Raw genomic sequence first — 26,410 nt, 5'->3', positions numbered from 1 at the left:
AGAAAATTATACCATAAAAATTTTATTTACTGACGACTTGATGAACTTGATAGACAGCACCGATAAGTCCTGCATCATTTTTCAATTTAGTTGGAATAACAGGTGCAATCGTCTTCCCTCTTAGATAGTTGACTGCTGCATGATTCTTCTCTACTTCAGTCAAGGTTTTCTGAAGTTCTTGGTGGAAAAATTCATTTGCACTCACACCACCGCCAATTAAAATAGCTTCTGGATCAAAACAACTAATTAAATTTACCAGTCCTACAGATAAATCGACATAAAATTGTTTCGTGATCGTGTTTGCAAGTCTGTCGCCTCTTTCAGCTAAATCAAAAATATCTCTGGCATCGCTAACAGGCACAAAATTTTCTATATTTTTTTGTTGGGCTTCATTATATAATCGTATCAAACCATCCACGATCGAAGCCCGTCTATTAATCGATACCGTCTCAAGATTTCCTGTTTCAGGTAATTTATCAATCATCATCCAGCCGAATTCTCCTGCCATGCCGTGTGAGCCACGATAAACCTTCCCATTGATGACGATTCCTCCGCCAACTCCTGTCCCTAAGACCAGGCATAAATAATTCTCCATATTGATCGCATTACCGATCCATTTTTCTGCTATAGCAACTGCATTTGCATCATTTTCAACCGTAACAGGCAGACCCGTTAGTCCCTCTAATTTTTGCTTAAAGTTTTCTCCATATAAAGAACTGATCGCACCTGCAGTCAGCATGAATCCATCCTTTTGCACAATTCCCGGAGCACTGATTCCGATTCCCTTTATTTGATAACGTGTTTGAGCCTCTTCAATACGTTTTAAAAGATTCCTATAAAAAATAGTAGGTTCATATTCTGTCTCCATCGTTCCTTTTTCCAGAACACGCCCGCTCTCATCTAAGACACCATATTTAACGGTTGTTCCTCCGATATCAAACCCCACGTACATAAATTCAACTTCCTTTATCACTTATTTGAAGGAGTCAAGATAACGCCTTCATTTCAACGTATTGTATCATATCCTACTAAGGATTTTTTTCCTTTTTATCCCCGCTTTATCTCTGTCTTTAGAAAAAGTGTCTAGACTTCTCCATCACACGACAAGTGGGTGTGAGACAAAAGTAACATTCACCTTTGTTTCACACCCTATACTCGAATACACGCTGGGAGCAAACGCAATTTCTTGGGAAATAAACGCTTCTATTCCAACCTTACCTAGAATCTGCCGAACACTTTTGTCTCGACCTATTTAAAACTAGATACAGATCTCAATATGTTTTTTTAAACATGAATAATTCAGCTTTGCGATAATCATAGCAAATTTTCGAAAAAGCTAATAATTTCCCAGAGCTTAAAAACGTATCATCTCTGACAACTAATGTGGGAGCACCTTCTGCTAAATTGAAGAAATTCGCTCCTTGCTTGCATAGCGGCTCACTACTGATCACTTTATCAATAAATCCAATCTTAATTTTTTTATCTTGTTCAAAGTAGTTAAAAACAGAATCGTATAGCGATTTTGCTGGAATCTCTTTAGCAATCGACTGTAAATAATAGGATCGTTCAATTAGATAAGGTTCATCATCAAGTGTCCTTAAACGCTCGATCTCTATCAGCTGCACCTCAGAAGTTAAACCACTATTCTCTGGTAAAAACTCCGCTTCTTTAGCGCTTACGATACGTTGAGTGGCTTCTACAGTCCGAATGGTGCGGCCTGGTCGCGCAATTTCTTCTGTCAACCCTACATTATTTTGCAGATTCAGCAGATTCTCATGATATTTTGGACGTATAAATGAACCAATTCCTTGCGCTTGATAGATATAGCCCATATCACCAAGTTGCAACAATGCTCTTCGCAGTGCATAACGGGAAACCGTGTAATGAGCCATCAACTGTTGTTCACTTGGTAGTTTTCCATTTTCATCCGCAAGGTTTCCGTCTTGGATTTCATCTATCATCTTTTTTACTAACATTTTAATATCAATCGGCTTCTTTGGTAGCATCATCCAAGCTCCTTTTTCATTAAATAAAATGGACAACCCCTCTTGACCGCCCTACACCAAACAGTTTAAATCTTTTTACTATTCATAGCAATTTTTCCAGAAATCGTTTGACTGTTTCTAGTTTGTAACCGTATTGTCCTGCTCCTCTTGATACAATTTCCCATCGTAAAACTTGATGAATGGGAACCAAATCAGAAAGGCTATGCCCGCACAGACAAACGCTAACACAAACGCTCGCCAATCACCGCCTGAACCAATAAATCCAGACAGCCCAAGTGGAGTTGGCCAAGCAACTTGTGCAATCGGTGGATTAACCATGCCAAACTTGATAGCAAAATAAGCGACTGACATCGAACTCATTGGTGCCAAGAAGAAAGGAATAGCAGTATATGGATTATATACAACTGGCATCCCAAACAAAATCGGCTCATTGATATTAAAAAGTGACGGCACAACAGCTGCTTTTCCTAAGGCGCTCAGTTGGGCAGATTTGGCAAAAAAAGTGATAAAAATAACCATTCCAAGTGTTGCTCCAGACCCACCAATAGTAACAAAGCTGTTGTTAAATTCACCGGCAAACGGAAGGTTTGCACCGTTTTGATTTTGAACCATATTTGATAAAACAATCGGCGTCAAAAATGAAGTAACAATTGTAGCACCATGAATCCCAACGATCCACAATGCATGCATTAAAAAGTAAATTACTAATAACCCTACCCACGTATTCGTCAAATTCGTTACGAATCCAAATGGAATAGCAATCATTTTAAAGATATCTGTTCCTAAAGCGACTAATAATCCATTAATAACAATAACTGCCAATGCAATTAGAACTGTTGGAATAAGGGCTGTAAAAGAATTAGAAACGCCTGTCGGAACTGTTTCCGGCATTTTTATGACCCATTTACGTTTCACACACAACGCATAGATCTTCACAGCGATAATAGACATGATGATTGCTGTAAAAATACCTGTTGTTCCTAAACGAGTAACCCCACCAGACATTTCCCAACCATCAATGATTTTTTGGTCATCCGTAACAACATTCACCAGTGTAGCGATTCCACCATCAAAAATCAATTCAGGTAAACACATAAAATACGCCATCATAGATAATAATGCCCCATTTAAAGGATTAAGATTGATTTTTTCTTCTTGTGCTTGAATTTTTGTATACTCGTAACCAAATACTATACAAAAATACAGCGCCAAAATCCCCATTGTTGCCATATTTCCTAACATATATAAATTCTGAACTCGATTAAACGAAATATCCCATATGCCTTCTAACGCTGGAAAACTCTGCGGTAAAACAGCAATAATCAAGAACATTGAGCCTACAATTGTAAAAGGAATGGAAGCCATACCAGCAGCCATTACTCCTCGAACAATTCTAAATTGAGAAATTTTCCCCATCGGTCCCATTAAATAGTTATTTAAAAATTTAAATACTTTACCCTCTGATTCCATTTTTATCACCTTTCTTAGTTCATACTATTTTCAAATTGTTTCATGTATTTCAAGTAAGCATCTTTATTATGCTCAATTTGCCAAATACGCCATTCAACGAACACCCCTATAACAAACCCTAAAACAAGACATGCCACTAATAAACTTTTCCCTTCATTATTAATAAAAGGAAAAAGAAGCTTTTGATGACCAAGTAGAATCATGACCATCCCCAAAACATTACTGATCATTTGTATGGCATACCCAATTTTCGTTACAGGTAATCGACTTGTCGGTTTCCAATATTTGGCAGTTTGTTCAATTATAATAGCGATATCAATTATAAGTAATCCTAGTGGAACGATCATCCAACTGCTCACATTGGCAAAACTCAATACGCTCCAATATAAATTGACAAAGAAAAAAAGCGCTGTAACATAGCGAAATATCAAATAACGATTAAAATACATACTTGTTAATTTAGTCTTCTTATTTAGTTCTGCTTTTGTTGGTGAATTTTCCATTCTCACTCACTTATCCTTCACATCTTACTTGAAATCTACGTTTCTATAACGCTTACATTTTTTTATCTATCACTACTTTCTTTTAGGGCAGCTCATCTAGATTTCCAACTTGTTCGAACAAGTTAAGATTAACATATCCTTTTAAAATTGTAAACGCATTCTCATCGAAAAGAAAAAAATACCGCCAAGAACTTACAATAGTAAATTCTTGGTGATATCCTCTTCTATCTTAGCTTTCTTTAATCAGCATTATTTTTTATTCGTTAGCTAATACTAATGGTATCGCTACCTCAGATTGATGTTCAACTTCGTTTCAACCTTTATAGCAAGTTTAAATCAAGCAGACTAAACCGACAACATATATCCCTTCGAGCGAATCGTTTTGATATATTTTGGTTTTTCAGGATCTCCCTCGATTTTTCTTCTTAAATGAGAAATCAAATTCGCTAAACGGAACGTATCTAAATCTGATTCTCCTCCCCAAACACGTTGAAACAATTCAGCATAAGGAACAACCTGATTCAGTTGTTCATTTAACACTACTAACACTTTATACTCCAAGCGTGTTAATAAAATTTCCTTTTGACCAGCGATCTTAACACCCATAACATTTGATAGTAATTCAACTTCTGGTTTTTCCGTTTTAGAATCCTCGATTGGTTTATTCATATGTCTATCTATAAAAGTAGCTTCACTTTTGGTATAAACACGGTCAAACGACTTTCTGATCAGCAATGAAAATTCATCTGGTTCTATTCGGGTATCCACAGTAGCGCTCGCACCCAATTGTAAATAAATGATTCGATTATTTTTTTTAGAATTTTTTGATACAATCCAAATCATACCTGTAGTATAATTTTTCATTTTGATAATGAGTTCACATGTCCGCCCGATATTTTCCGAACTCATTTCTTCTATAATTATGGCATCCATCCCTTGGATCTCTTCCACCTCTACAGCTTCTATATTCAAAAATACAATCTTACATTGTTCTTGTGCAAACGCTTGTGCGTAACCATCTAAGGAATAGTCTTCAGATGAAATAATCGCTACTTTGTACATTTTTTAAATTTCCTCCTTCATATTTTGCATTCTTATAAATACTACTTAAAAAGCAACCAGACACTACAACTAACTATTTAACGATCGGTACGTTCATTGCTAACTATATTATTATTTATGGTTTGCCTTCTAAGCGAATTCCCTTCAACTTAAAATATAGAAACCAATCATTCGCAGTCTATTTTATAATCTGACAGACCACTATCTACATGATTTTTAGAAGCATTGAGCTGCTTATTTATACACTCGAATAGTCAGTAAATGATTGGCTCTTATTGTTCAACGCTCTTTTCAGTCACGTATACTTAATTAACTCTTTCTTCAATCCCCATATTTAACACTTCTGAAAAAACAGTACACTGTCTATGGTTCACAATTTTTTTCAAGACCTCGGAAACTTTTTTCTTGTCTAATTCTGTTGGCGTGTCATTCCAGATAATTAATTCAGCATCGTTATTTTTTTTCCGAATAATTTCTGAATATAGGCGATTAGATATTATTAAATCAACATCTTTATCTGTAAAAGAACAAAATTCAATGTTTACATTTGTCTTAGAAACAACGATGTTCTTTAAATGTTGATTTGTCTTCTCACCAAATTGAGAAATAATGGCTACTTTGATATTTCCCATACGATGATCAGAAGATAACAGTTCATAGAGTTCTTGTTGATAATTGGTCTCTAAATATTCCCTATTTAACTTTAAGCTTTCGACCTCTTCTATTTGGCACAATTCATCTGTAATTTTAGTGACAGCTTTTTTCACCATTTTTTCCACAGTAGAATCACAATCTAATGAATAGACCTCGCTATTGTCAAACCGTATGTTTCCTCCTTTAAATGCTATCAGTTGAAAATGTTGGATAACTAAATTAGTATATAACGTAATTTGTTCAGAAATCGTTAAATTTACTGAAAAATGTTCATAAAATTCTCGCATCCAATAGCTGGAAATTATGCTTTCGACATTTTTGTTCAGCTCTGTCCTTACTTGCGTTTGATCTTGTTCCCCATATATCCTTCTTGGTTGAAAACCGAAAAGAACAAGATAAACGAATAGGACTTCTTCATCTATATTATCTGCAGGAAAATTTTTGCTTAACAATTTAGGTTTCAGTATTTTTTCTATTTCGTTATACGATCCTTTGTATGAATGAAATTCACTACAATCAACATTTTTTTTCATCAAATGAACTCGATTGAAGATCGTGCCGATCCAATAAAGAAAAAATTCCGTTTCCGAAACACTTAATTCTCGTGAATAAAAAGATTCGATCACCTCTATGTATTCAAACGCTTTTTGCTTATCATAAAATCTAAAGGGCCATTCAATACCACCAAAAATAGTCCAGTAAAAACTAAAGTAAAAATATCTGATCTGCATTTCCGTACCCTTCAAGTGAATATTTTTATTCAATTCAAGCTCCAATGAAAAATCACTGACCAATTCTTTGATTTCAACGATATTTGTGTATACAACGGTATAACTGAGATAGCGTTTACTTGCAAATGTCTTGATGTCTACGAACTTATTATGAAATAGTTCATCAATCACCTGATAAATAATAGATCCTTTGTAGTAATAAACTTCGATCTCTTGAATTGAGAAACCATTCAATTGCTTTAATGAATAGCCCAAGATATTTTTTTCTAAAATTTCTACATGGCTTGTCCAAGATTCCATGTCTTCTTTTAATAACTCAACAGTCCGAACCAATGTTTTATTGCTGATATTTAATTGTTCTGACAATTCCTTCACACTAAAGTACCTTGTCTCCGAACTTAATATCCTCACTAACTCTAATTTTCTAGTCGACATTTTATCTAATATCTTAATCATGACCCACCCTCTTTTCCGTTATTTTTGCTATTTCAATTGACAATATCTCATCTTACTGACATTTTACAAATATTTTTTTAATTTCATTTATTTTATCTATAAATTTTATATACTACTAATTATAAATTTTAATTCAAAAAATATTTTTTTCAACAGCTCATAGTTTTAAAATTCCCAACATAATAGACATTTAACGAAAATAGTTTTGTTTTAAATCGCATATTCGTTTTTTTTATATTTTATTAAAATATAAAAATTACTCATCAATAGTTTTATTTTTTTCAAAATAAGGATCATCTCCATCTTTTTAACCACTCTCTCCACTTTTTTTGTAATTTGCAACAATATTCTGTAAAAAAATCTCAATGAAATAAAAAAGTCAAATAAATAATGTTTTTTCGTTTTTTTATTTTTTACTTCTTAATCGTATTTATTTATTCGAATTTTAATTAAAATATTATGCTTCTTTTAAAAGTCATTCTAATTTTAGACTCGTTTAACTTTTATCATTCATTCATTTTTTTAAGCAAGTGACTTATTTTAGATAGTGATATTACTGATTTAAACGATGATAATACTAAAGGTTTATTGTTATTGTTTGAATTCATTCAACGGCAAGTTACGTTACATTGCAGGGGCTTTTTCAGCGGTATTCTCATTGATTAAAAAAAGAATAAACGGTGTGTCGGGAAGAAAAAATCATTATTTTTAGCTGAACAATAGATAGAGGAATGTTCAACTGATAGTGACTATCTACAATTCAAAGTTGTATATTTAGAAAATACTGGGGAGTTTTTATAGAAAATCGAGAAAAATATTAAAACTATTTGGTGATTATATGTATTGATTCTTGTAAATTTTAATTGTAGATACTAGTTGTGGCAAATTATTATACGGGATCCGATCCCTCTTTATCTGTTTTACCATGATACAAGGATGAGAACTGCTTTGTTTTTGATAGAAGAGATTTCACGTCAGTTCTTTTTGTAAACATATTGAGCCACGTCCTTTCCTTTTTTAGTTTTAGTGTTGATGTTCTTCTTTATACTTCCTATTTTACATACATTTCAGTTCTTTTAATTCGCGATCCTGTCGGTTCTTTCGACAATTTTTAAAACTGTATTTCACGTACTGTATCTTTTTAATGATTTCCGATAATCTTTACTCAAAGATTTTTCTTCTACACTTTATACATACGCTCTCTAACACAACCTTTGTCTCTTGATTTTTGTTACTCTTCTTCATACTCCTTATTATACTTACAGGAGGGCTATTTTTCTGTGCGATGCTGTCGCGTCTTACGACAATTTCGCATGCTGTATCATGCACGCTTTGCTTCTTTAACTAAGCTCTCGTTTCAATTAACTTTCTTTTATTAAGAATATTGCAATTAGATAATTGATTTCTGACAATAACTGATAAACAACTGATCAGAAACGTTAGGCTTAAAACTAAGACTAAATGTTTATTCCCCTTGATTTGTACCACACTCACCTAAACATTGTCGAAGATAAACGATCGCTCATACTTCTTTTTAAGTTACACAAAAGCAAACGCAAGTAAAAAAGCCCAAGAGAATAAGTATAACTTTGTAAGTTATACTTGATCTCTTGATTTTTCTATACACGTCTAGCACTTCTCTAAGCAACAGTCCAGATAGTTGTTAAAACTTACTTTTTGTTTTAAAGGTGATTTTTTCCCTTCTATATACTAACATGTGAAGAAACAGCGAGATCAGTTGAGCTACTTATTCCGATATTTCTGCGTAGAGCTCTCTTACTGTTCCGTTTGTATCATAGCTAACTGCGATTAGTTTGTTGAATGCATTTTTTTTATCGATACTCTCCTGATTTGTTACGATCGGGAGGAACTCTTCTGTAATTGGACTAGTTGATTCCCTTACTTGCTTCTCGTAGCCGGCCAAACCAGACTTGATTTTTTCAGCAGGGATATTCATATTCTTACCCATTTTTTCGACAAGATCAGGAAGATTATCATTAGGTAATACACCGTTGACTGGAGCAATTTTAATCGAAATGGTCTGTGAACGTAAATAGGCTAAGCTGTTTGTTTCTGAATATTCATAATTTAAGGTCACTTCCGAAACGATCTGTAACTCTTCTTCTTTGTAAAAAGTATACCTGGTTTGAAAATTCAGCTCTTTATTTCTAGCGAAAACAGCATATACTGTTTCCCCCGGTTTTACTGTATCAGAAGGGATTTCATCGGCAATAAGCTTTTTCGTTTCTTCATAATAAGCAGGAATATGCAGCTTATATTTTTCTTCAACAAGCTGAAAAGCCTCTTTTTCCGTTGCTATTTTTGAATAATCAGAATTACCAAATGTTTGCTTGCGCTCCGCTTGCCAGCTTAACGCCTGATCTTCTTTGGAGAAGTCATCGTACTTACCTGCTTTACTGCATCCCGAAAAAACAAACAGAAGCATTAACATGATGATTCCTATCGTTGCTGTTCGTTTACTCATTCTGGAAGCACCACCCGTTCTGCTTGAAGACCTGGAAATGCGTCTTGTGAAAAACTCAATTCGATGGTACTTTGATCTAAAAGTTCATAAAGAACGACACATTCAACCGTTTGTCCTTTAGCAACCATTTTAGTCTGAGCGTCAGCAAGTTCTTTTACATCCAAAAAAGCTGAGTCTTCTGGTAACGTCGCTACCGAGAGCGTTTTTCCGTTTTGTGAAGCTGTAACAAGTTCTTGCCAAATGGACGGTTGAACAGGCTCTTCATTTAAATTCGTAAAGTTATAACGGATCGCCACTAGTTTTTGTTGTTCTTTCCCTGACACTTGTCTTACACCTGTAGTTTCCATTTTCAGCTCATCATTTTCAATTGTGATGATATCACCTTCGGCTTTTTGTTTTGATTCTTCCGTCTTTTCAGCCTCTTTCTCATCGAAACTGACTTCTCTAAGAGTCGCTACAGAGGCATCGATTTTCTCTGAACGCTTCTCGTAGGAATTGTCATCAGCCGAGTAAAATGTCATCTGAACAAAACCGTTTTCTGTCCAAATATAGTAGAAATGTGCCCAGACACTTTTTTCTTTATAAACAGTATTCAAGGTATATTTATAAGCCGGGTACTCTCCTACTTTCATTTTTTTCATATAAATACCTTCAAGATCTTTATAATTGTAGCGCTCTTTTAATTTTTCTCTTGTTTTTTCTCCAAATGAATCTTGTTCTACTTCTGTTACTGGTGTCGTTGTAATAAATAGATAGGAATTACTTTTTGTATCCTCTGCGCTAAAAGCTGTTTGAAGTCCGTAATCACTTCTGACTTCTTTATCTGCTTTCCAGCCACCTGGCAGTTGTATTTCATAAGAGACACCTCTATCACTGAATTTTTGTTCGGTGTCTTCCAATTGTTTTGAACACCCTGTAAAAAAAAGTAATACAGCGATCAAAGATAACATAATGGTTCCTTTTATTTTCAATGGATTGACTCCTTTTGATTTATTTTTTGTTGTTTTTTCTGATACCAATAGACGTAGCCGCTAAATAACAGGACACTGCTAATAAATAATAAGCTGCCAAGTTTCATTCCTTCAGGATAATACGTTAATTCAACAGTATGTTCTCCTTTAGGAACTTTAACGGTGATCAAAGCATCTTGAACTGCCTTGATTTCTGTCGGTTTTCCATCAATAGTTGCTTTCCAGCCTGGATCGTAAGGGATCGTTGTGAAAATAACTTGTTCTTTTTCTGTCGTAACTTTGGCTTCAACATGATTGCCTTTAACATTAAAAGGAACTTCTTTTTCTCTGATATCAGTGATTGCTTGATCCAGTACATCCGTTTTTAAAACTAAAACTGACGGACGAACGGCTTGTACCACTGAGCTGCCCATAAACTTAGCTGTAACGTTGACTTTCGTTGCTTGTTCATAATGTCCTAGATTAAAATAAGTACCTGTTGAAGACAGTCCGCTGACATTTTTATGCCCATCAACACTGATTTCTACTGAGCCATTATCAACACTATTCAATGCTCTAGTATCTAATGATAGATAAGCTTGTGTCTGGGCTGGGACGTTGACTTCCCATGTAATACTTTTTTCTTCCCCAGTATTGCTTTCTTCAGAATATAAGGTAAAATCACCAGATTCTTGCACGATCATATTGGTTCGAGAAACTTCTGTTAAGCCAGTAAATTGGAAAAGCGGCTCTTTCATTTCTGATAAGTATTGGACCAATGCTGTTTGATTGTTATTATTTTTCGTTTCATAAATACCTTGATCTGTTAGGACTCCTAATGGTAAGGCATGTTCATTTTCATAAAGAGTATAATCACCATGTGTCTCAATTTCTTTAAAGCCGTATTTTTGAGGGTCATTTTTGGCTAAATTATATTTCACTCCCAATAGATCATCCATTAAAATCGTATTGTTTTCATACTGAATGGTTAAATTCGTTCCTTCTGAACGATAGCCTAAACGATCCAGATATTGTGAAGAATTACGATTACGTATCGATGAAAACATTGTTACACCAGAATAATTGTAATTAAAACTGTCTGTCCTACTGATTGGGTTTAAGTTTTCAAGTCGATAGAAGGTATCATTTATTGATTGGGCTTTTTCCACTAACGGTTCAATATCTTTATACCCCTGTGTATAACGTTCTTTGCTTGTGTAGCCCCATTCTTTATCGATCCCTGACATGATTTGATGTGTATTGAACGACATTTCCCCACACATTACACTAATCAGTAAAACTGGCATCAACCATCTATATTTTGGCAATTTATCTTTAAGAATAAAGAGCAGTACATAGACTACTAATAAAATAACCGTGATAATCAAAGTCTCCTGTGTAATATAGCCATATCTTTTTTTGTTGGAAAGAATTGCAGCTGCGATAAAAATACCGACAAGTGACAGCATAATATTGCCGAGTATATTGAGATCTTTTTTCTCAAATTTTTCCAAACCAAAACCAGCTAATATCAAGACTAGAGCGGAATAAAGGAAACTATAACGGAATAAGAACATATTTGGCGAATGCATTCCCTGCCAAAATAGATTCAATGGCTGAATGTAGACACTGGCAACCATGACTAATAGTAAACCACCGAATAATAATTTATTTTTTAGCGGGATTTTTTTCGTCACAAAGTAAAAAATGAAAAATAGTAGCGGTAACAGGCCAACATAGATAAACGGACTACTCCCATACTTAGAGGTATCGTAAACACCAGTCATATTTTTTACAACAAAATCCCAAGGACCAACATCATTTGTAATAAAGCTATTGATCGAGTCAAGCTTTTCTCCGTTGGTTCTTAAATCAAGCACCGACGGTAAGATAATGATCATAGAAGCCAGACCTGCCAATAGTGATGTGATCAAGTAAGGTACGATCGAACGCTTGTAGATCTTCCATTCTGTAAACACACGAATGAAAAAATATAAAAAACTAAACAAACCGACCATAAAAGCCATATAATAATTTGTAATAAATAATAAAAAGTAGCTGATAAACAATAGCACAGGCCTTTGTCGATCCATAACGCGATGGATCCCTAATAAAATTAAAGGTAGATAAACCATTGCATCCATCCACATGAGCATAATGGAATACGCCATCGTAAAACTCATCAAAGCGTACGACACACTTAAAAATACTTTCGTCCACTGGGGTATTCTAAATGTATTATGAGCAAATACCCAAAAAGTTACTCCCATAGCGCCAATTTTAGTCAATAATATGATGTACATCGCATCCGGCATATGTAGATTGTCAAAGAAAAATACCAAAAAACTGAATAAACTGTTGGTATAATAACTCATTAAAGACACAAAATTCAGTCCTAATGAACCTGACCAAGTATAAAAGAAGGACTGGTCACCATGAAGCATATTATTAAATCCTGAATAAAAATTGACTAACTGACCAAATGCATCACTAGCTAAAATCGTACGGTCACTCGTTGGATAGATTCCTAGTCGATAGTAACTGATTGCCATAATTGCAACCGGTAAAAGAAAACTAAGAATGATTGCTGCGCTATTTTTTTTGAAAAATATTTTTCTATTTTGTTGTTTCATGTATATCCTCGCTTTTCTTTAATCAATCGTACCAAGTCGGTTAAACGGAAAGTATCTAAATTTTACGACGCCTTCAATCTGATCTTGATCGATCAAACCCATTTCCCGGCTATCTGTTGAATGTCTTCGATTATCGCCTAACACAAAATAGTGATCAGCTGGAATCGTTGATAATCCCTCTAATTCTGCTGCGATTTCCCAGTCTACGCGAACTTTTAACGTCCCATCGGGCAACTCAACACCTGAAAGGTTTTCTTCATTTGGTGGAGTGGGATTTGTTTCAGCCATTTGACTATTTAAATAAACGGTATTTTGATCTAACCAAATGCGATCACCTGGCATTCCGATCACTCTTTTTATGTATGATTCGTCTTTATTTCCCTTTGGTTCGAAAGTGATCAACGAATAACGCTGTGGGTCTTCATTTTTTAAAATAAATAGACGATCTCCGTTCTCTAAAGTAGGCATCATCGATTCACCACTAACTTGATGAGGTTTGATCTTTATCAAAAATAGAATGCCTAAAAATAATACAAGTAAAAAGCAAGCATTTTTAAAATATTTTAATGCTGTTCTTTTGCGATTTGGATTTCTTTCGTCTACTTTTTCATTCGCAATGCGCTTATTTATTTTTTTTTGATTCTTATTTTTTATAGGAACCATCCTTTCTTCGGGTCACTAACTTTGCTAGAATTGTTGCATCTGGTGGAATGGTAAGACTCTCATTTCTACAACGCCGACAATGTCTTTTTCATCCACATAACCATAGTCTCGACTATCTGAGGCATACGGACGATTGTCACCTAAAACCAGATATTTCCCTTTAGGAACGTATTCTGATTTTGTAGACCAATCGGTTGTGTAAACACTGCCGCTGTTTTTTGCCCGCTTCGTTTCATCTTCCAAGAAGCGCTCAAATACATCACGATCATTGACGTATAATTGGTCATCTTTATAGCTGATCGATTCACCTGGTAAACCGATCACTCTTCTCACTGAAGTTTCTTTAGTGTTTGGATCTTTATGTAAAACTAACTTAAATCGCTTCGGCTTAGCTAACTTACTGACAAAAACCCATTCGTCATTATTCAATGTAGGTACCATTGAATAGCCTTCTACCTTAGCAAAAGTAAATGTAAAGAAGGATAACAGATACAATACAGTCCCCAACAAAATCAAACTCAGTCCCAGTTCAAGTATCAACCGTTTAATAGATGTCTGCCAAGTTTGCCTTTGTTTCTTTTTAATCGTTTGTTTTGATCTTTTTTTCTTCTTTCTTATGTATGTCGGATCGCTTTTTTGGGATTTCCTTTTTTTAACAGAAGTCCCAGCTTGTTTATCCAACGTGTTTTTAGGGCGTGAGTGAGAAGGTTTTTTCTTTTTGGCACTCATGATAAAACCCCTTTGATTCACTTTATTTTTTTTGCTTTAATGCTGTTTCATTTACATTAAATTCTTTAAAAACTTTTTTTTGTGTTTGCTCAATTCGTTTCAAATCATTAATATAAGTTGAAACTGTCTCTTGGTTGTTCAATTGTTCTTCTGAAAGCGAATAGGTATTTGAGCCATATTCACGTAGTTGAACATAGTAACGATTCAGTAATGTTTGTCCTTCTTTTGAAAGACCATTTGAAGGGGTAGAACTACCGTAAGATGCTAAAAGAGAAGTCAATTCCATCAATTTTTGTTTCGATTCTCCAACATCAGAGCCATTTTGAAGACTCGTTAAGGTCTTGTTGACTTCATCCGTAACAAAATAGCTTTGCACAATGATATTCCCGTCTGTTTTAGATAAGTTTGTTAATTGATAGTAACGGGCATACAGGCCACCACTAAGAAAGAGGATACTTAAAACGATGAAAATGATTCCTCGTTTTACTTGTGCATTTTTCTTCTTTTTCAGTTGTTGCCTATTACGCTGCCATCGTTTTCGCTTTTGTTTATTTTTAGGGCGCCTTTTCTTCAGCTCGTTAAAATCTTTGGCTGTTGCAAATGAAAGTGCAAATGAAAACAACGCAATAACAAAGGCTATAAGGAAGGCAGAACAGCAACCGATAAACAGCCAATCTAGTATAGTCATATTCTACCTCCTTTCTTTAGTTAGTTTTTTTTCTCTTAACTGCTTTTTTCTTCTTTTTCTTCTTCGACGTGGTGCGAACCACAATGAAGATAACGAACAAGAGAACTAAAACTCCGCCAGCGATCATCGCAATCATGACCCAGTTTATGCCTCGGTCTTGGATAAGTGAGACGTCTTGTGCATTGTATTTATCTGCATCTTTTTGTGTAATTGAGAAACTTTCTTTCCATTCCCATTTTTTATCTCCTGCAGTAACGACGATATGACTATCATAATCACCAGGAGCGAATTGTTCACCGTTTAAATTAACCGGGAAGGTCATCTGTGTGTTTGGTGCCATTCGATAATTTTCTTTTTTAGAATCGTATAAGATTTCATCTGATCCTTTTTTGAAAATTCTAGCATCTACAGTCATCCCTTCTACATAGGTCGGTTCCAAATTTGAAAAGTTGATCAAAAAGGCATTACGATAGTTTGATGAACCTGCATATACTTTGTTTAAAGCTAGTTCTGGTTGGATTTTTGTATCTGTTTCACTTAGCAACATCCCTATGATAAAGGCATATTTGTTTACTACACCATTAGCTGATTCACTTGCTTTTTTCTCTGCTTCTGTTTCAGATTTTTGCAGATAGATCCCACCAGACAATTGGCCATCAAAGCTCTCTTTTGGCATAGAAATATCAACAGGGACTTTTTTGGTTTCTTTCGGTGCAAGAGTAACAGTTTCAGGGACTTTTACAATATCTCCTATGTCATATTTCAAAGATGGATCCTTTTCAATTTTTGCCGGACCGTATTCAATCACACCATTACTGTTTGTTTTTGCGCTATGAACAGATAAATCAACACCCAATTCACCATCTGTCATATTGTATAGCTCGATTTCGACGGTTTGTTTTTGCTCTGGTGACATTCGTAAATCAAAATAACCAGCACTACCAATTTGATTTTCCGGCTTTATGATTTTGTAGCTATAGCCGATCTCCCCGTCTCCATCTTGTGCATATGTAGTTTGTGGGATTATTAGTAATAGACAGCCTATGTATAGTAATAAAAATATTGCTTGTTTAAAGTATTGTTTCATCGTCGATTCCTTTCAAGTCATTTTTTTTAAAGTGCGGTACCGATCCTCTTAGATCGGTACTCGCGATTAATACTGATAGGTATTAAAAATTTTAATTATAGAGTGTTAGACATTGTCCAAGTAACTTCACCTTTATATTTACCTTCAATGATTTCTTTATCACTTGGAACAGTTAATTTCACTGATTTATCAGAAGTTTGTTCAGTTTCTACATCGGATAATACACCAAAGTGAATTAGTGATTGTCCAATTCCTTTACCTTCTGATTCGTTGTTGATGAATATTACACCCTCTTCTGTTACATCAATTGAAGGAGCCGCGATTGTATCAGCGCTCAATGCTAAATCTGCTGCTTGAGTTGATTTGATCCCAATATTTGTATACGTTAATGTTGCACCTGAAAGTGCGTGATCACCTTCACCCTCAATTGTTGTAGTCATTGGTTTTGTAATTTTTGCTTCTAATTTGTACTTGTGATCTAATGTGCTACGTGTATCTTTAATGATCACATGGTTTGCTGCTGCACCTTTTTCTTCAACATAATTTTTAGCAAAGAATGTACGTGCGCTTCCGTCATTCACTACTGCGTGTCCGCCAAAAGATAATGGTGTTACATCTTGAACACCGAAGATAACTGATTCTAAAGGACGAGTGATCGTTCCAGAGATAATGCCTGAGTCTTCTGAACCATCTGTATCAGTGAAAACAGGACGAGTTGTGTTTGTATCTTCGTCTGTATTACGAGTGAATTGGATATCCATATCACCTTTTTTGAAGTGAGACGCGTCTTCTGCCTTTGTGATCCCTGGTACTGCTACCGCTACGCCTAAAGTTGCCAATAATACTGCTCCAGTTAATTTGTGTGTTAATTTCATTTGTGTTTCCTCCTATGATGTGTGTTTTTTTTTTATTTATGTTAGCTTGGCGTTAATCCAAGTTAGCACCGTTATATATGTTCCTGATTTTTTTAATCCCTCCAGGTAGGGATTGACGAACTGTTTCTTTAATATGAAAAAACAATATCGTCGGGCGGGTCAATTCACCAGAGCATCCAGACTATCTAAAAGCTTAGGCATGATGCTATTTTCTTTGCATTTTATGCTACATTAAAAATCACATGCTAAGCACCCAGCTCCATAGGCTGAATTGACCCATGTTTTATTTTTTTCTGATTACTTGGCATTTTCCAACGTAATCGTCATTTTTGCTTGATATTTGCCAAGTGCCTTAACTGCACCAGGCGCTAAATCTAGCATAAACCCATCTCCTCTAGACCACTGCTCTTGTGTAACATTGTATTGCCCAGATGCTGTATTCGTATGACTTAAAATCACGACATCTTCATCTGTTAATGCGATTTCCTCATCTTGGTTGTTATACTTGATCGAGTTAGGAATAATCACATCTTTGTTGTCTAAACTAGTTAATGGTTGATCTAATTTTGCTTTAAGGTTCCATTTCAGCTTGTCAGCTCTTGTATCAGAAATGACTAATGGATCACCTTTAACTTCTGGATTCGTGAACTTTTCAGCTCTAATGTCGACTTTTTTGATATCAAAATCTAATGAGCTTGGTGCTGAAAGTAGCGTTAATAGTCCGGAAAATTTATAATCCATACTACTGCCACCTGATTTGATAGAAAATTCATCGGCTGGACTTTCGATTAGATTATAATTATCAGCCTTCAAGCCATCAACAATAGCTTTGATTTCTTCTACGTCACTAAGTTTCACCACGGAACCTGTTAAGCCTGACCCAACGTAAGGATCGTGCAAAGCATTGCCCTTTTCATCAATAAAATTCACCGTATATTCTGAAATAGGCGGTACCTCTATAGTAAGTGCCAGATTCAATGTATCACTTGGCTTCAATGGATTGAGAACATCACCTGTAGTATCTAGCTCGTAAAAGTCCACCGTTAAAGCATTACTGCCATTGTCTGGTACTTTTGCTAATAAAATAGCGAGCTCAGCTTTGGTTAACTGCTGATCATCCACTGTATTTTCAATCGTTTTAGTCAAGATAACTTCATCTTTCAAGCTTACATTGACTTTATATTTTACTTTGTCTGTGGTTTTCCAATAAAATGGAAGCACAGTTTCAGTAGTATCTCTATAAATGGTTTTACTTAACTCTTTAGTTGGTGTTTTATCATCCCAAGAGGTATACAAAACTGCATCTAATTTCCAGACCGCGTAGAGCGTTGCACTTTTCTTTTCAGCGGCTAGGGTACCATATTTATCTCCCGGCTTATAAATTTTAGTCTGATTCTTTGGATCGGATTCTAAGCTCCAGCCCATAAAGGTGGCGCCTTCTTTAGATAAAGTTGCCCCACTCGCTACTGTGGCAGTCGTTGATGAAGTAAATGTCGCTTGTGCGGGTAGTGTTCCTTGTCCGCCGTTGGCATTGTAGCTCAAAATATAGTTACTCTGAGCTCTGACTGTCACATTCACTGGTACTTTGTTTCCAAATGTGTCACTAATTAGATTGACCACAATAATTTGATTTCCCGTACCATTTAAGTTCGTTGTCGGACTAGCGTATGAAGCTGTGACTTGATCCCAATCGTACATCGTATTTCTAAGATTTTTAACTAAGTTATCTATTGGAATATCACTTACTTTTGTTCCCGAGGTAACCATATAGTTTGCTGTGATATCCGCAGTCAATGGTGGTGTCAGCGCTAATGCAACATCTTGATTTGGCGTATTTATCTCTTTTTTAAGAGTACTTGCTTCATCAAATTTCAGATCATATGAAAGTTTCGCAGCTATTGGTACTGTAAATTTTTGTTCATTCATAGCCGCTTTCATGTCAGATTCATTCTGTTTTATTGCTGAACTTTGTCGGATTTCTATTGCTTTCGCTTGTGCAATGCCATTTTGTTCTTTAAGATAACTCGTTTTTAAATTAACCGTGATTGTTGTCTTATCTCCCGACTTAGCTAGATCTAAAACATAGGCTGTGCCATCATTTACAACCTCTTGATTATTCATAAAGAGTGAGAAATCATTTTTTTGGATATCTAGAAAATCGGTATTTTCTTCGGTAATAGTTAATTTAAAACTATCATTATCGGGAACATACTTATCAATAGTTTGTTTGCTTAACTCTTGTTTCATCGTCAGTTCCATTTTCTTTTGATCCGCAGATGGGCTAGCCGTCTTTGGAATTGCTAATGGAAGATAGTCCACTGGTAATGGAGATTTCAGCCCTGGTGAGAAAAAAGGCATTGCCGTTGCAGAGCCACTATTACTGGTAATACTTCCAAATGAATAACCAGCTGCGCTAGTTTGTCCATAAATTGTAAAATAGCCTTCACCAGTTTTATTGCTTCCTTGAGCTGACATGAAATCAAACGCTGCATTAGATGTAGTATCAAGGTATGCACTGCTCTTTAAAAACGCATCTGCTGATGGGATATAATAAGCCTTAGTCAAGCTTTTATCATAGCCTTTAACGTAATTTCCAAGCGAATAGCCAATACTTCCCATATATGTTGGCATGTAAAAAGTGTTATCCTTAAATTCTTCACTCGTTTCATGATCAACTATCTTCATCGTCAAGTATTTTGCATATGCCTCATAGGTATTCGCACGATAAAATGTTACTGTACCGTTTGGACTTATGTCTATATTGCCGCTATACACTCCGGTATTTTTAAACATTAGATCTACATATCGACCTTTGTAAATCCCGGCTTTTGACACTCTAGCCGTTTCATTCGGCATGAAATTATTGTGATAAACAGTTGAAGTTGGGTACAGAGGTATAGTTTTAGTTAATACCCCACTTGTATTGTAGATAGATATCGTGTTATCTACCCCAACTAGCCCTAGATTAATTGCGTTCGGGTCTACATCACCTATGTTTGGATTTTCAGGATCTATTTGAACGACTTTAGGAGAGTTGCCAAGCGTTTTACTCCAAGAGTATGCTTCAACGACTTCAGCTTTCGTGAATACAAAAAGCCAACTAAGAGCAACGAACAGGACGATCCCTATCAATTTTTTCATTTTTTTTGTCATAGCTATGATTCCTCCCATCGAATGTATTATTCCAGAAAGAAAAATACATTCGATTTCTTGGACTATCTTTTAAAGATAAATTTTCTGAATTGTTCAACTACTGTGTGTGAATCTCATTTGTGTTTCCTCTTTGTTAATGCGTGTGTTTATGGTAATTCGGAAATGATCCATGTTAATACTGTTGAATACGTTCCTGGCTCTTTATCTGTACCTTTAGGCACGGACAAATGAACGGCATCATTCATATAAACCGCTTGATTTCCCTTAGCGGAATCAATAACTGGCTGACCTGCTTCATCTAATCGTGGGCTAAATGTCGGCGTCTCATTATTCTTATTATCATGCGATGCGCCAAATGTAATACTCCACGTTCCCCCACCTGTTCCCTTGTCAGCTTTCGCTAATGTATAAGTTTCACCTATATTGTTTAGACGAATTACTTCTTTAGAAACATCTGGATGGCGACTGCCACCATTTGGTGTGTTGGTCCACGATTTATCAAATGAAAGAACTGCACCATTTAATTGACTGTTTGCCTTACTTTGATTTATAAACTGTGTTTCTTGTCGTACTTGTAAACTCCACCCTGTTCTATCTTCTCTATAATCTGAAACTTGGATAAAATAGCCTCTCGGTGAAATAACGTCTTTGAATAATAAGGCATCAGCCGCGTAGTCAATATCTCCTGCAACGATTTTATTACTATTAAAGTTGAGATTTGGAACAAAATCGATTCTTAAAGGACCTGTTGTCTTGCCATACGTCTCATCCGTCGTCAACTCATTTTTAGGCGCTTCTGGATCTCGAATGCCAAAGTTTGGATCGACCAGTCCGTCAAAAGTAATGCCCATCTCTCCGTTTGCTTGGGTTGGTTCTTGTGCTTCAGCTGGGATAGCACTACTTAGCATTCCAGTAGTAAGCAGTAATAATGAAGAAATCCAATGAATTGTTTTCACCTATTCATCTCTCCCTTCTTTTGCTTCAGTCCGCACTTTTCTTCTTTTTATGAAATAGAAAAGTGTAACTACGATTAGTAATAAACCACCGCTCATCATAGAACCATATTTGACCAACTCACCAGTAGAGGGAAGCTTGCCTTTAGGCTTTACCGTTTCGTCCGGCGTAGTCCCTGATGGTTTAGAAATTGGCGGCTCACTACTATCTACAGCCCTTTCTTCAAATAGTGTAATTTCACCTTTCACAGAAACTTCCGGATTTTCTTCAGCAATGACATTTCCTGCGTATAGCCCTAGAAAAGCGAGTGCTAAGATAGAAGAAAGCGCGATTTTTATTAAACTAACTCTTTTTTTCATCATTTTCCTCCATTCACCTACTTCGCATTTTCCAAAGTGATCGTCATTTTCGCTTGATATTTCCCAAGTGCCCGAACTGCTCCTGGTGCTAGATCTATTAAAAATCCATCACCTTTAGACCAATGTTCTTCAGTAATATCATAGCTTCCAGAAACGGTGTTTGTATGGCTAAAGATCACCACATCTTCATCTGTTAAGGTAATTTCTTCATCATCATTGTTGTATTTGATTGACTCTGGAATAACCACTGTGTTATTTTCTAAACTTGTTAATGGTTGATCTAGCTTAGCTTTTAGATGCCATTTCACCTTATCAGCTCGAGTGTCAGAGATAACCAATGGCTCTCCAACAACCTTAGGATCTGTAAATCTTGCCGCAGCTATATTGACCTTATTAATATCAAAGTCTAAAACCGTCGGAGCTGAAATTAGTTTTAATGTCCCACTAAACTTATAAACAACTTCATTTTTTCCATTGCTAATTAGCAGAACATTACCAAAGGGACTTTCTGTTAAATCATAATTATCAGCTTGCAGTTCTTTGATAATATCTTGTATTGCAGTCAATTCATTTAATTTAATGGTCGTTCCAGTTTCTTCTGTTCCAACATATGGTTCTCGTAAATTATTTCCTTTTTCGTCAACGAATTTTACTGTGTAATCTGCTGTTGTAGACTCTGGCAGAACCTCAATATTAATTTTTGTCTCTGCAGTTGCTGCACCTTTTTTCGCTTGAATGGTGGCAGTGTAAGTTGAATCAAACTCAGGATTGTTCGTCAAAGTTGTTGCTTTAATAGAGTATTCAATGCCATCACTTAAACCTGTTGTAACATCCCAGGCGAATGCTTCAGATTTCTCTATAATCAACGCATCTAATTTTGCTTTTGATAAACCAGAAACATCTGCTTTGTTTAGTTCGAAATCTTTTGCAGTAATAACTACCCCAGTTGATGGTACAGTGCCGTCAAGTACCATTACCGGTACTTGAATGATAGTAGTCCGAGTTGGTTCATTAGTGTCAGTCATTTTTACTTCTGCATATTGTAAGCCAACTTTTGACGTATCTACTGGCGTGACATACTCATATTTTGCTGTATGCCCTGGTAAAACGACGCCATCTTTAACGACCGCACTAGCAGCTTTTGTAAAGCTACTATCTTTTTTAACTGTTTGGGCAATTGGTGTCGCACCTAAATTATAAACATTAACTTTAAATGAGTACTCATTAGATGGTAAACCTTTCATTGCACCTTCAGTCTCATTGATTGCCAGCAGCCCAGTTTCATAGGATTTGATTGTTCCAGACTGATCATTCAGCTGTTCTGGTAACGTATTTCTCGGAATTGTCAGGTTCCCAGTAGCTTTCTTTTGGCTGTCTGCAGTAAATGGGATTGTCGTTTTACTCGCATTTGGATATGTGACATTGATTTTCCCAGTATTACCTGCAGCAGGAATACTACTTAAGTTATAAACTGCCTGCAACTCTTCGGTATGATCCTGATAAATATTCAAAGCTTTCGGAGTTGTGTCAAGTACCATATATGGCAATTCAGCCCCAGCAAACACTTCATAGCCTGTGTTCAATGCTTTATCAGGTGCAACATCTTTCCAAGGGGCACCAAGCTGATAGGCAGTGTCAATACCTGATGCAATCACTACTCCTTGTGATAAATTTCGGCTTTCTGTTTGTGCTGTCTTATAATCGTCACCAAAGGAGTTGCTACTAACCATTCCCAGAGCGCCTGCATTATATTTAGTATAATCAGATAACCAATTCCCTTGAGCTCCTTTCAGCTTGATCGTGAATCTGTTTGATCCATTAAGCATATAAAAACCAGCATTATTTCCCAGCGCATAAAGCGGAACGGTGTCACTATAATAATCTGTATCAACACTTTCAAGCATCGAAAAGCTTCTATTATTAGTCGAAGAATTATACATATCCAAGCGAATAGAGAAATTCAAATTTTGACTTAGCGAAATATCATAAACATAAATAACTTCTCTTTCTGAGTCTACAATGATTTGTTTTAGCTTATCTCCATTGCGTAAGAAATGGGTAGAGCTCATCGTATATTTATTCGTTGTTGGTTCTGAACCTCCTACATAGGACCAGCCAAGACCATTAGATCGATTCCATACATAAGAAGGTGTAGTGTTGTATGGGTATAAAGAAGTACCGTCAACTCCTGGAATATCAGATACGCGACCTAGTCCTGCACTATAAACATAGCCCCTACCAGCAGAGTCTCTCACCGCAAAGCCTAAATCAGAGGTCATAGAATCCGCTGGCATCCCGCGATTAACAAACCCTGCTCTAGAGTTGTTAATCGGATTTTGAATGTATCCTTGAGTAGTCCCCTTTAATACAGGAACCCAATCACTAATAGTGTCGTCGCCGAATATATCATCAGGAACAATCGTAATTGTAAGATTTTTCTTTATTGTCTGTCCTGCTTTCGTTGTTACCGTTACTTCAACAGTCTTGTTTCCACGAGAGCTTTGAACAATGTTGGAAGAAGTGACTGTTGCATCTAAGGACTCTCCTTCAGCAAAATCCCAAGCACCTAAAATAATTTTTTCATTTAAGATACTATTTATTTGCGGCACTGTTTTACCAGCTATATCGCTTCTAGGAATAAATGATTGGTAATCTAATCCCGTCCCAGAACCTAGATCTAACGTACGATTGTCAGCAAAAATATTCATTGGAATTTCAATAACTGTTGAAATAGCCGTATTGTTTTTGTCAGTCATTTTAATATAACCAGATTTATGACCTACTGAGTCGGAAACAAAATTGGACATTGTCTTCGTTCCAGTTTCATCAGTTACCCACTGATAGGTTGCATTTGTTGCTACAGTAGTTGTAGCCGTTTGATATTTTGAAAAGACACTTGCGCCGTTGGTCCCCATTGAAAAGGGTACGCCTTTTTGAACATTGAAATATTTAGGATTTTTTAGATCGGCGCCAAATGCAGTAACTGCTCGACTAGTTGACGCCTCTGTTCCATTGAAATCTACAGTGATCGTACCCGTATAAGAGCCCACAGAATTATTAACTGCCGTTGTGTTTGTATAAGACACTGGAACTGCTTCTCCCGTACTCATATCCCAAGCACTTACATTAGATCTTGATTCAATTAATTCAAGTAGCTCACTTTTGCTTTTTCCTTTTGTTTCATTAGGATAAATGGTTACTGGATCAGCTTTGACCATTACCTTATTTGTGAGCAAAGCTGTCGTAATGGTTGTACCTGTACTAGTGACACTGACCGGCACTTTGATTACTGTTGAAATCGCTGTGTTGGTTTTGTCGGTCATTTTTACATTGGCCCATTTGAAACCAGTTTGGCTTGTATCAAATTTAGTTAATACCGTGTTATTCTCATCAACAAATTGATAGGTCGCATTCGTATTAACTGTACTATTCAAAGTTTGCGTTTTGGAGAATAGGTTCGTGGGTGTCGTACTTAATGCTAGCGTTCCATTTCGTACAACTGTCACAAAAGCTAGTGGATCAGCACCAAATACTACTACATTTTTCTCGGCTGTTGCTTTTTCTGATCCTAAATCGGCTTCTAAGGTTGCTTTATAAGAACCCACAGTTGTTGTAGAAATTGTTGTACTTGCTATTTTTGTTGGAACCTCCTCACCTGTCTCCGCATTCCAAGCACGAGGAGTTGTCTTGCTTTTTACTAATTCTTGAAGTTGTACTGTATCTTTTCCTTTGACTTCATCTGGATATAAAACAATTTTTCCTGAGGTATACTCTGCTTGAATAGCAGCTTTATTATTTGTAGTCATCGTTGTTCCTGCATCTGTCACGGTTACTGGAATCGGTACGCGAATACTTGTTAATTCGTAATTCTCAGTGACTTCTACATAAATGATTTGAAATCCTGGTTGAGCACTACTAGGCGCTTTCGCATTACCATTTTCATCGACATACTTATAGGTTGCTCCGTACTGTGATTGTGGAATCACTTGTTCTGAAAATAGTAGATTACGTCCAGCAACTGTTGTCAAACTCGGAAAAGCAGCATTTTGCGCTAAGACCAAAACTTTCGGTGTGAACTTCAATCCTTGCTCGTTTTCTACCGGCTCTAATCCTCTTTCAAGGGCATCAGGTGTACCAGGCGAAGCTTGTATTGGTGCTGTACGACTTAACGTTACACCTAAAGCAAGAGTTACTATAAAAACAAGTCCCGCAAAAAGGTACAGCTTTTTCATTTGTTGCTTTTTCATTTATTTCTCCTTTCTTTTTATTTTTAGCACAAGGAATCTCAGACTACATTTAACATCACCTCCTTCGACTCATGTGTGTTAGCTCATCACTGAAGTCAAGAATAGGCATCGGTACTTTTACTGGATTGTTTGGCAAGAGCTAGCGGATAATAGACATAACTTTATCGCCTACTTTCCAGTTTTCTATTTAAATAGATTTTGTTTTTACTATATATAGTAGAAACAAGAAATTCTTTTCGGCATGACTCTTTAAAATAAATAAGCTATGAACAAATGATTAACGTTTTTTCTATATGTATAATACTCAACCAAATACTTTTTTATTTGCATCCGTCAAATGAAAAGCATTTCTTTTTTATATCATTTTATTCGGATATTTAAAAAAATATTTACAAGGTTGTTTCATCTCAAAAATAAGAGAATAACTAGCATTCATAAGCTTTCTTACTCAATAGAGGCATCGCCGTTTTCTAATCATAGTATAAAAAATAAATAAAATCTATATAAAAATGGTTCATTTCCTTTTTAAATCTCCAAAGCAAAACGCATTTTTTCGAAGAATAAAAAATATTAGTTTCCGTGAAAAAACACCTGACTCTAGGTTCTATTTTATTAGGTGGATCACTTCGCTTATTATTCTCGTTCATAAATAAAACATCGCTAAACTAGCGTTTTAAAAGAAAATATTCTACAAATAAATTATCC

General features: G+C 35.8%; 18 protein-coding genes. All 18 read right to left on the bottom strand.

From position 1 onward, the window contains the following. Positions 1–22 precede the first annotated feature (22 nt). Positions 23–952: an ROK family protein gene (locus IGI43_RS12795; RefSeq protein ID WP_438758176.1), complete on the bottom strand. Its 930-nt coding sequence runs from the start codon at positions 950–952 to the stop codon at positions 23–25. 319 nt (positions 953–1,271) lie between these two features. After that, positions 1,272–2,006 (bottom strand): GntR family transcriptional regulator, encoded by a 735-nt coding sequence (locus tag IGI43_RS12790; protein ID WP_438758175.1) that lies wholly within the window; start codon positions 2,004–2,006, stop codon positions 1,272–1,274. A gap of 117 nt (positions 2,007–2,123) precedes the next feature. Continuing rightward, positions 2,124–3,476: a PTS cellobiose transporter subunit IIC gene (gene celB / locus IGI43_RS12785; RefSeq protein ID WP_438758174.1), complete on the bottom strand. Its 1,353-nt coding sequence runs from the start codon at positions 3,474–3,476 to the stop codon at positions 2,124–2,126. Positions 3,477–3,490: 14 nt separating this feature from the next. Then, a complete protein-coding gene (locus IGI43_RS12780; protein WP_438758173.1) occupies positions 3,491–3,985 on the bottom strand; it encodes a PTS cellobiose transporter subunit IIC in 495 nt (164 codons plus the stop codon). Positions 3,986–4,324: 339 nt separating this feature from the next. Then, positions 4,325–5,041: a winged helix-turn-helix domain-containing protein gene (locus IGI43_RS12775; RefSeq protein WP_438758172.1), complete on the bottom strand. Its 717-nt coding sequence runs from the start codon at positions 5,039–5,041 to the stop codon at positions 4,325–4,327. A 305-nt stretch (positions 5,042–5,346) separates the two neighbouring features. After that, positions 5,347–6,882 carry a helix-turn-helix domain-containing protein gene (locus IGI43_RS12770; protein WP_438758171.1) on the bottom strand — a complete coding sequence of 512 codons (1,536 nt, stop codon included), beginning with the start codon at positions 6,880–6,882 and terminating at the stop codon, positions 5,347–5,349. 1,747 nt (positions 6,883–8,629) lie between these two features. Further along, positions 8,630–9,367 carry a hypothetical protein gene (locus IGI43_RS12765; RefSeq protein WP_438758170.1) on the bottom strand — a complete coding sequence of 246 codons (738 nt, stop codon included), beginning with the start codon at positions 9,365–9,367 and terminating at the stop codon, positions 8,630–8,632. Continuing rightward, positions 9,364–10,338 (bottom strand): DUF5067 domain-containing protein, encoded by a 975-nt coding sequence (locus IGI43_RS12760; RefSeq protein WP_438758169.1) that lies wholly within the window; start codon positions 10,336–10,338, stop codon positions 9,364–9,366. Before IGI43_RS12760 ends, IGI43_RS12765 begins: the two co-directional genes overlap by 4 nt. Further along, complete coding sequence (locus IGI43_RS12755; RefSeq protein WP_438758168.1) at positions 10,335–12,950, bottom strand: YfhO family protein; 2,616 nt, start codon at positions 12,948–12,950, stop codon at positions 10,335–10,337. Before IGI43_RS12755 ends, IGI43_RS12760 begins: the two co-directional genes overlap by 4 nt. 18 nt (positions 12,951–12,968) lie before the next feature. Further along, complete coding sequence (lepB, locus tag IGI43_RS12750) at positions 12,969–13,613, bottom strand: signal peptidase I (RefSeq protein ID WP_438758167.1); 645 nt, start codon at positions 13,611–13,613, stop codon at positions 12,969–12,971. Between the two features lie 24 nt (positions 13,614–13,637). Then, entirely contained in the window at positions 13,638–14,342 is a 705-nt protein-coding gene (gene lepB / locus IGI43_RS12745) for a signal peptidase I (protein WP_438758166.1), read from the bottom strand. 22 nt (positions 14,343–14,364) lie between these two features. Continuing rightward, positions 14,365–15,030, bottom strand: a complete 666-nt coding sequence (locus IGI43_RS12740) for a YccF domain-containing protein (protein ID WP_438758165.1) — start codon at positions 15,028–15,030, stop codon at positions 14,365–14,367. A gap of 16 nt (positions 15,031–15,046) precedes the next feature. Beyond that, positions 15,047–16,117 (bottom strand): DUF916 and DUF3324 domain-containing protein, encoded by a 1,071-nt coding sequence (locus tag IGI43_RS12735; RefSeq protein WP_438758164.1) that lies wholly within the window; start codon positions 16,115–16,117, stop codon positions 15,047–15,049. Between the two features lie 95 nt (positions 16,118–16,212). Beyond that, a complete protein-coding gene (locus IGI43_RS12730) occupies positions 16,213–16,992 on the bottom strand; it encodes a WxL domain-containing protein (protein WP_438758163.1) in 780 nt (259 codons plus the stop codon). A gap of 297 nt (positions 16,993–17,289) precedes the next feature. Continuing rightward, the gene (locus IGI43_RS12725) at positions 17,290–20,145 is read right to left on the bottom strand and encodes an InlB B-repeat-containing protein (protein WP_438758162.1); all 2,856 of its coding nucleotides are present in this window, start codon (positions 20,143–20,145) and stop codon (positions 17,290–17,292) included. Positions 20,146–20,291: 146 nt separating this feature from the next. Then, positions 20,292–21,101 (bottom strand): WxL domain-containing protein, encoded by an 810-nt coding sequence (locus tag IGI43_RS12720; RefSeq protein WP_438758161.1) that lies wholly within the window; start codon positions 21,099–21,101, stop codon positions 20,292–20,294. After that, entirely contained in the window at positions 21,102–21,458 is a 357-nt protein-coding gene (locus tag IGI43_RS12715; RefSeq protein ID WP_438758160.1) for an LPXTG cell wall anchor domain-containing protein, read from the bottom strand. A gap of 17 nt (positions 21,459–21,475) precedes the next feature. Beyond that, positions 21,476–25,705, bottom strand: a complete 4,230-nt coding sequence (locus IGI43_RS12710; RefSeq protein WP_438758159.1) for a MucBP domain-containing protein — start codon at positions 25,703–25,705, stop codon at positions 21,476–21,478. Positions 25,706–26,410 lie beyond the last annotated feature (705 nt).

The sequence above is a fragment of the Enterococcus sp. AZ126 genome, assembly GCF_051714545.1.
Lineage (GTDB): Bacteria > Bacillota > Bacilli > Lactobacillales > Enterococcaceae > Enterococcus_L.
The sequence above is the reverse complement of the archived record's forward strand: the minus strand, read 5'-3'. Positions and strand labels throughout refer to the sequence as shown.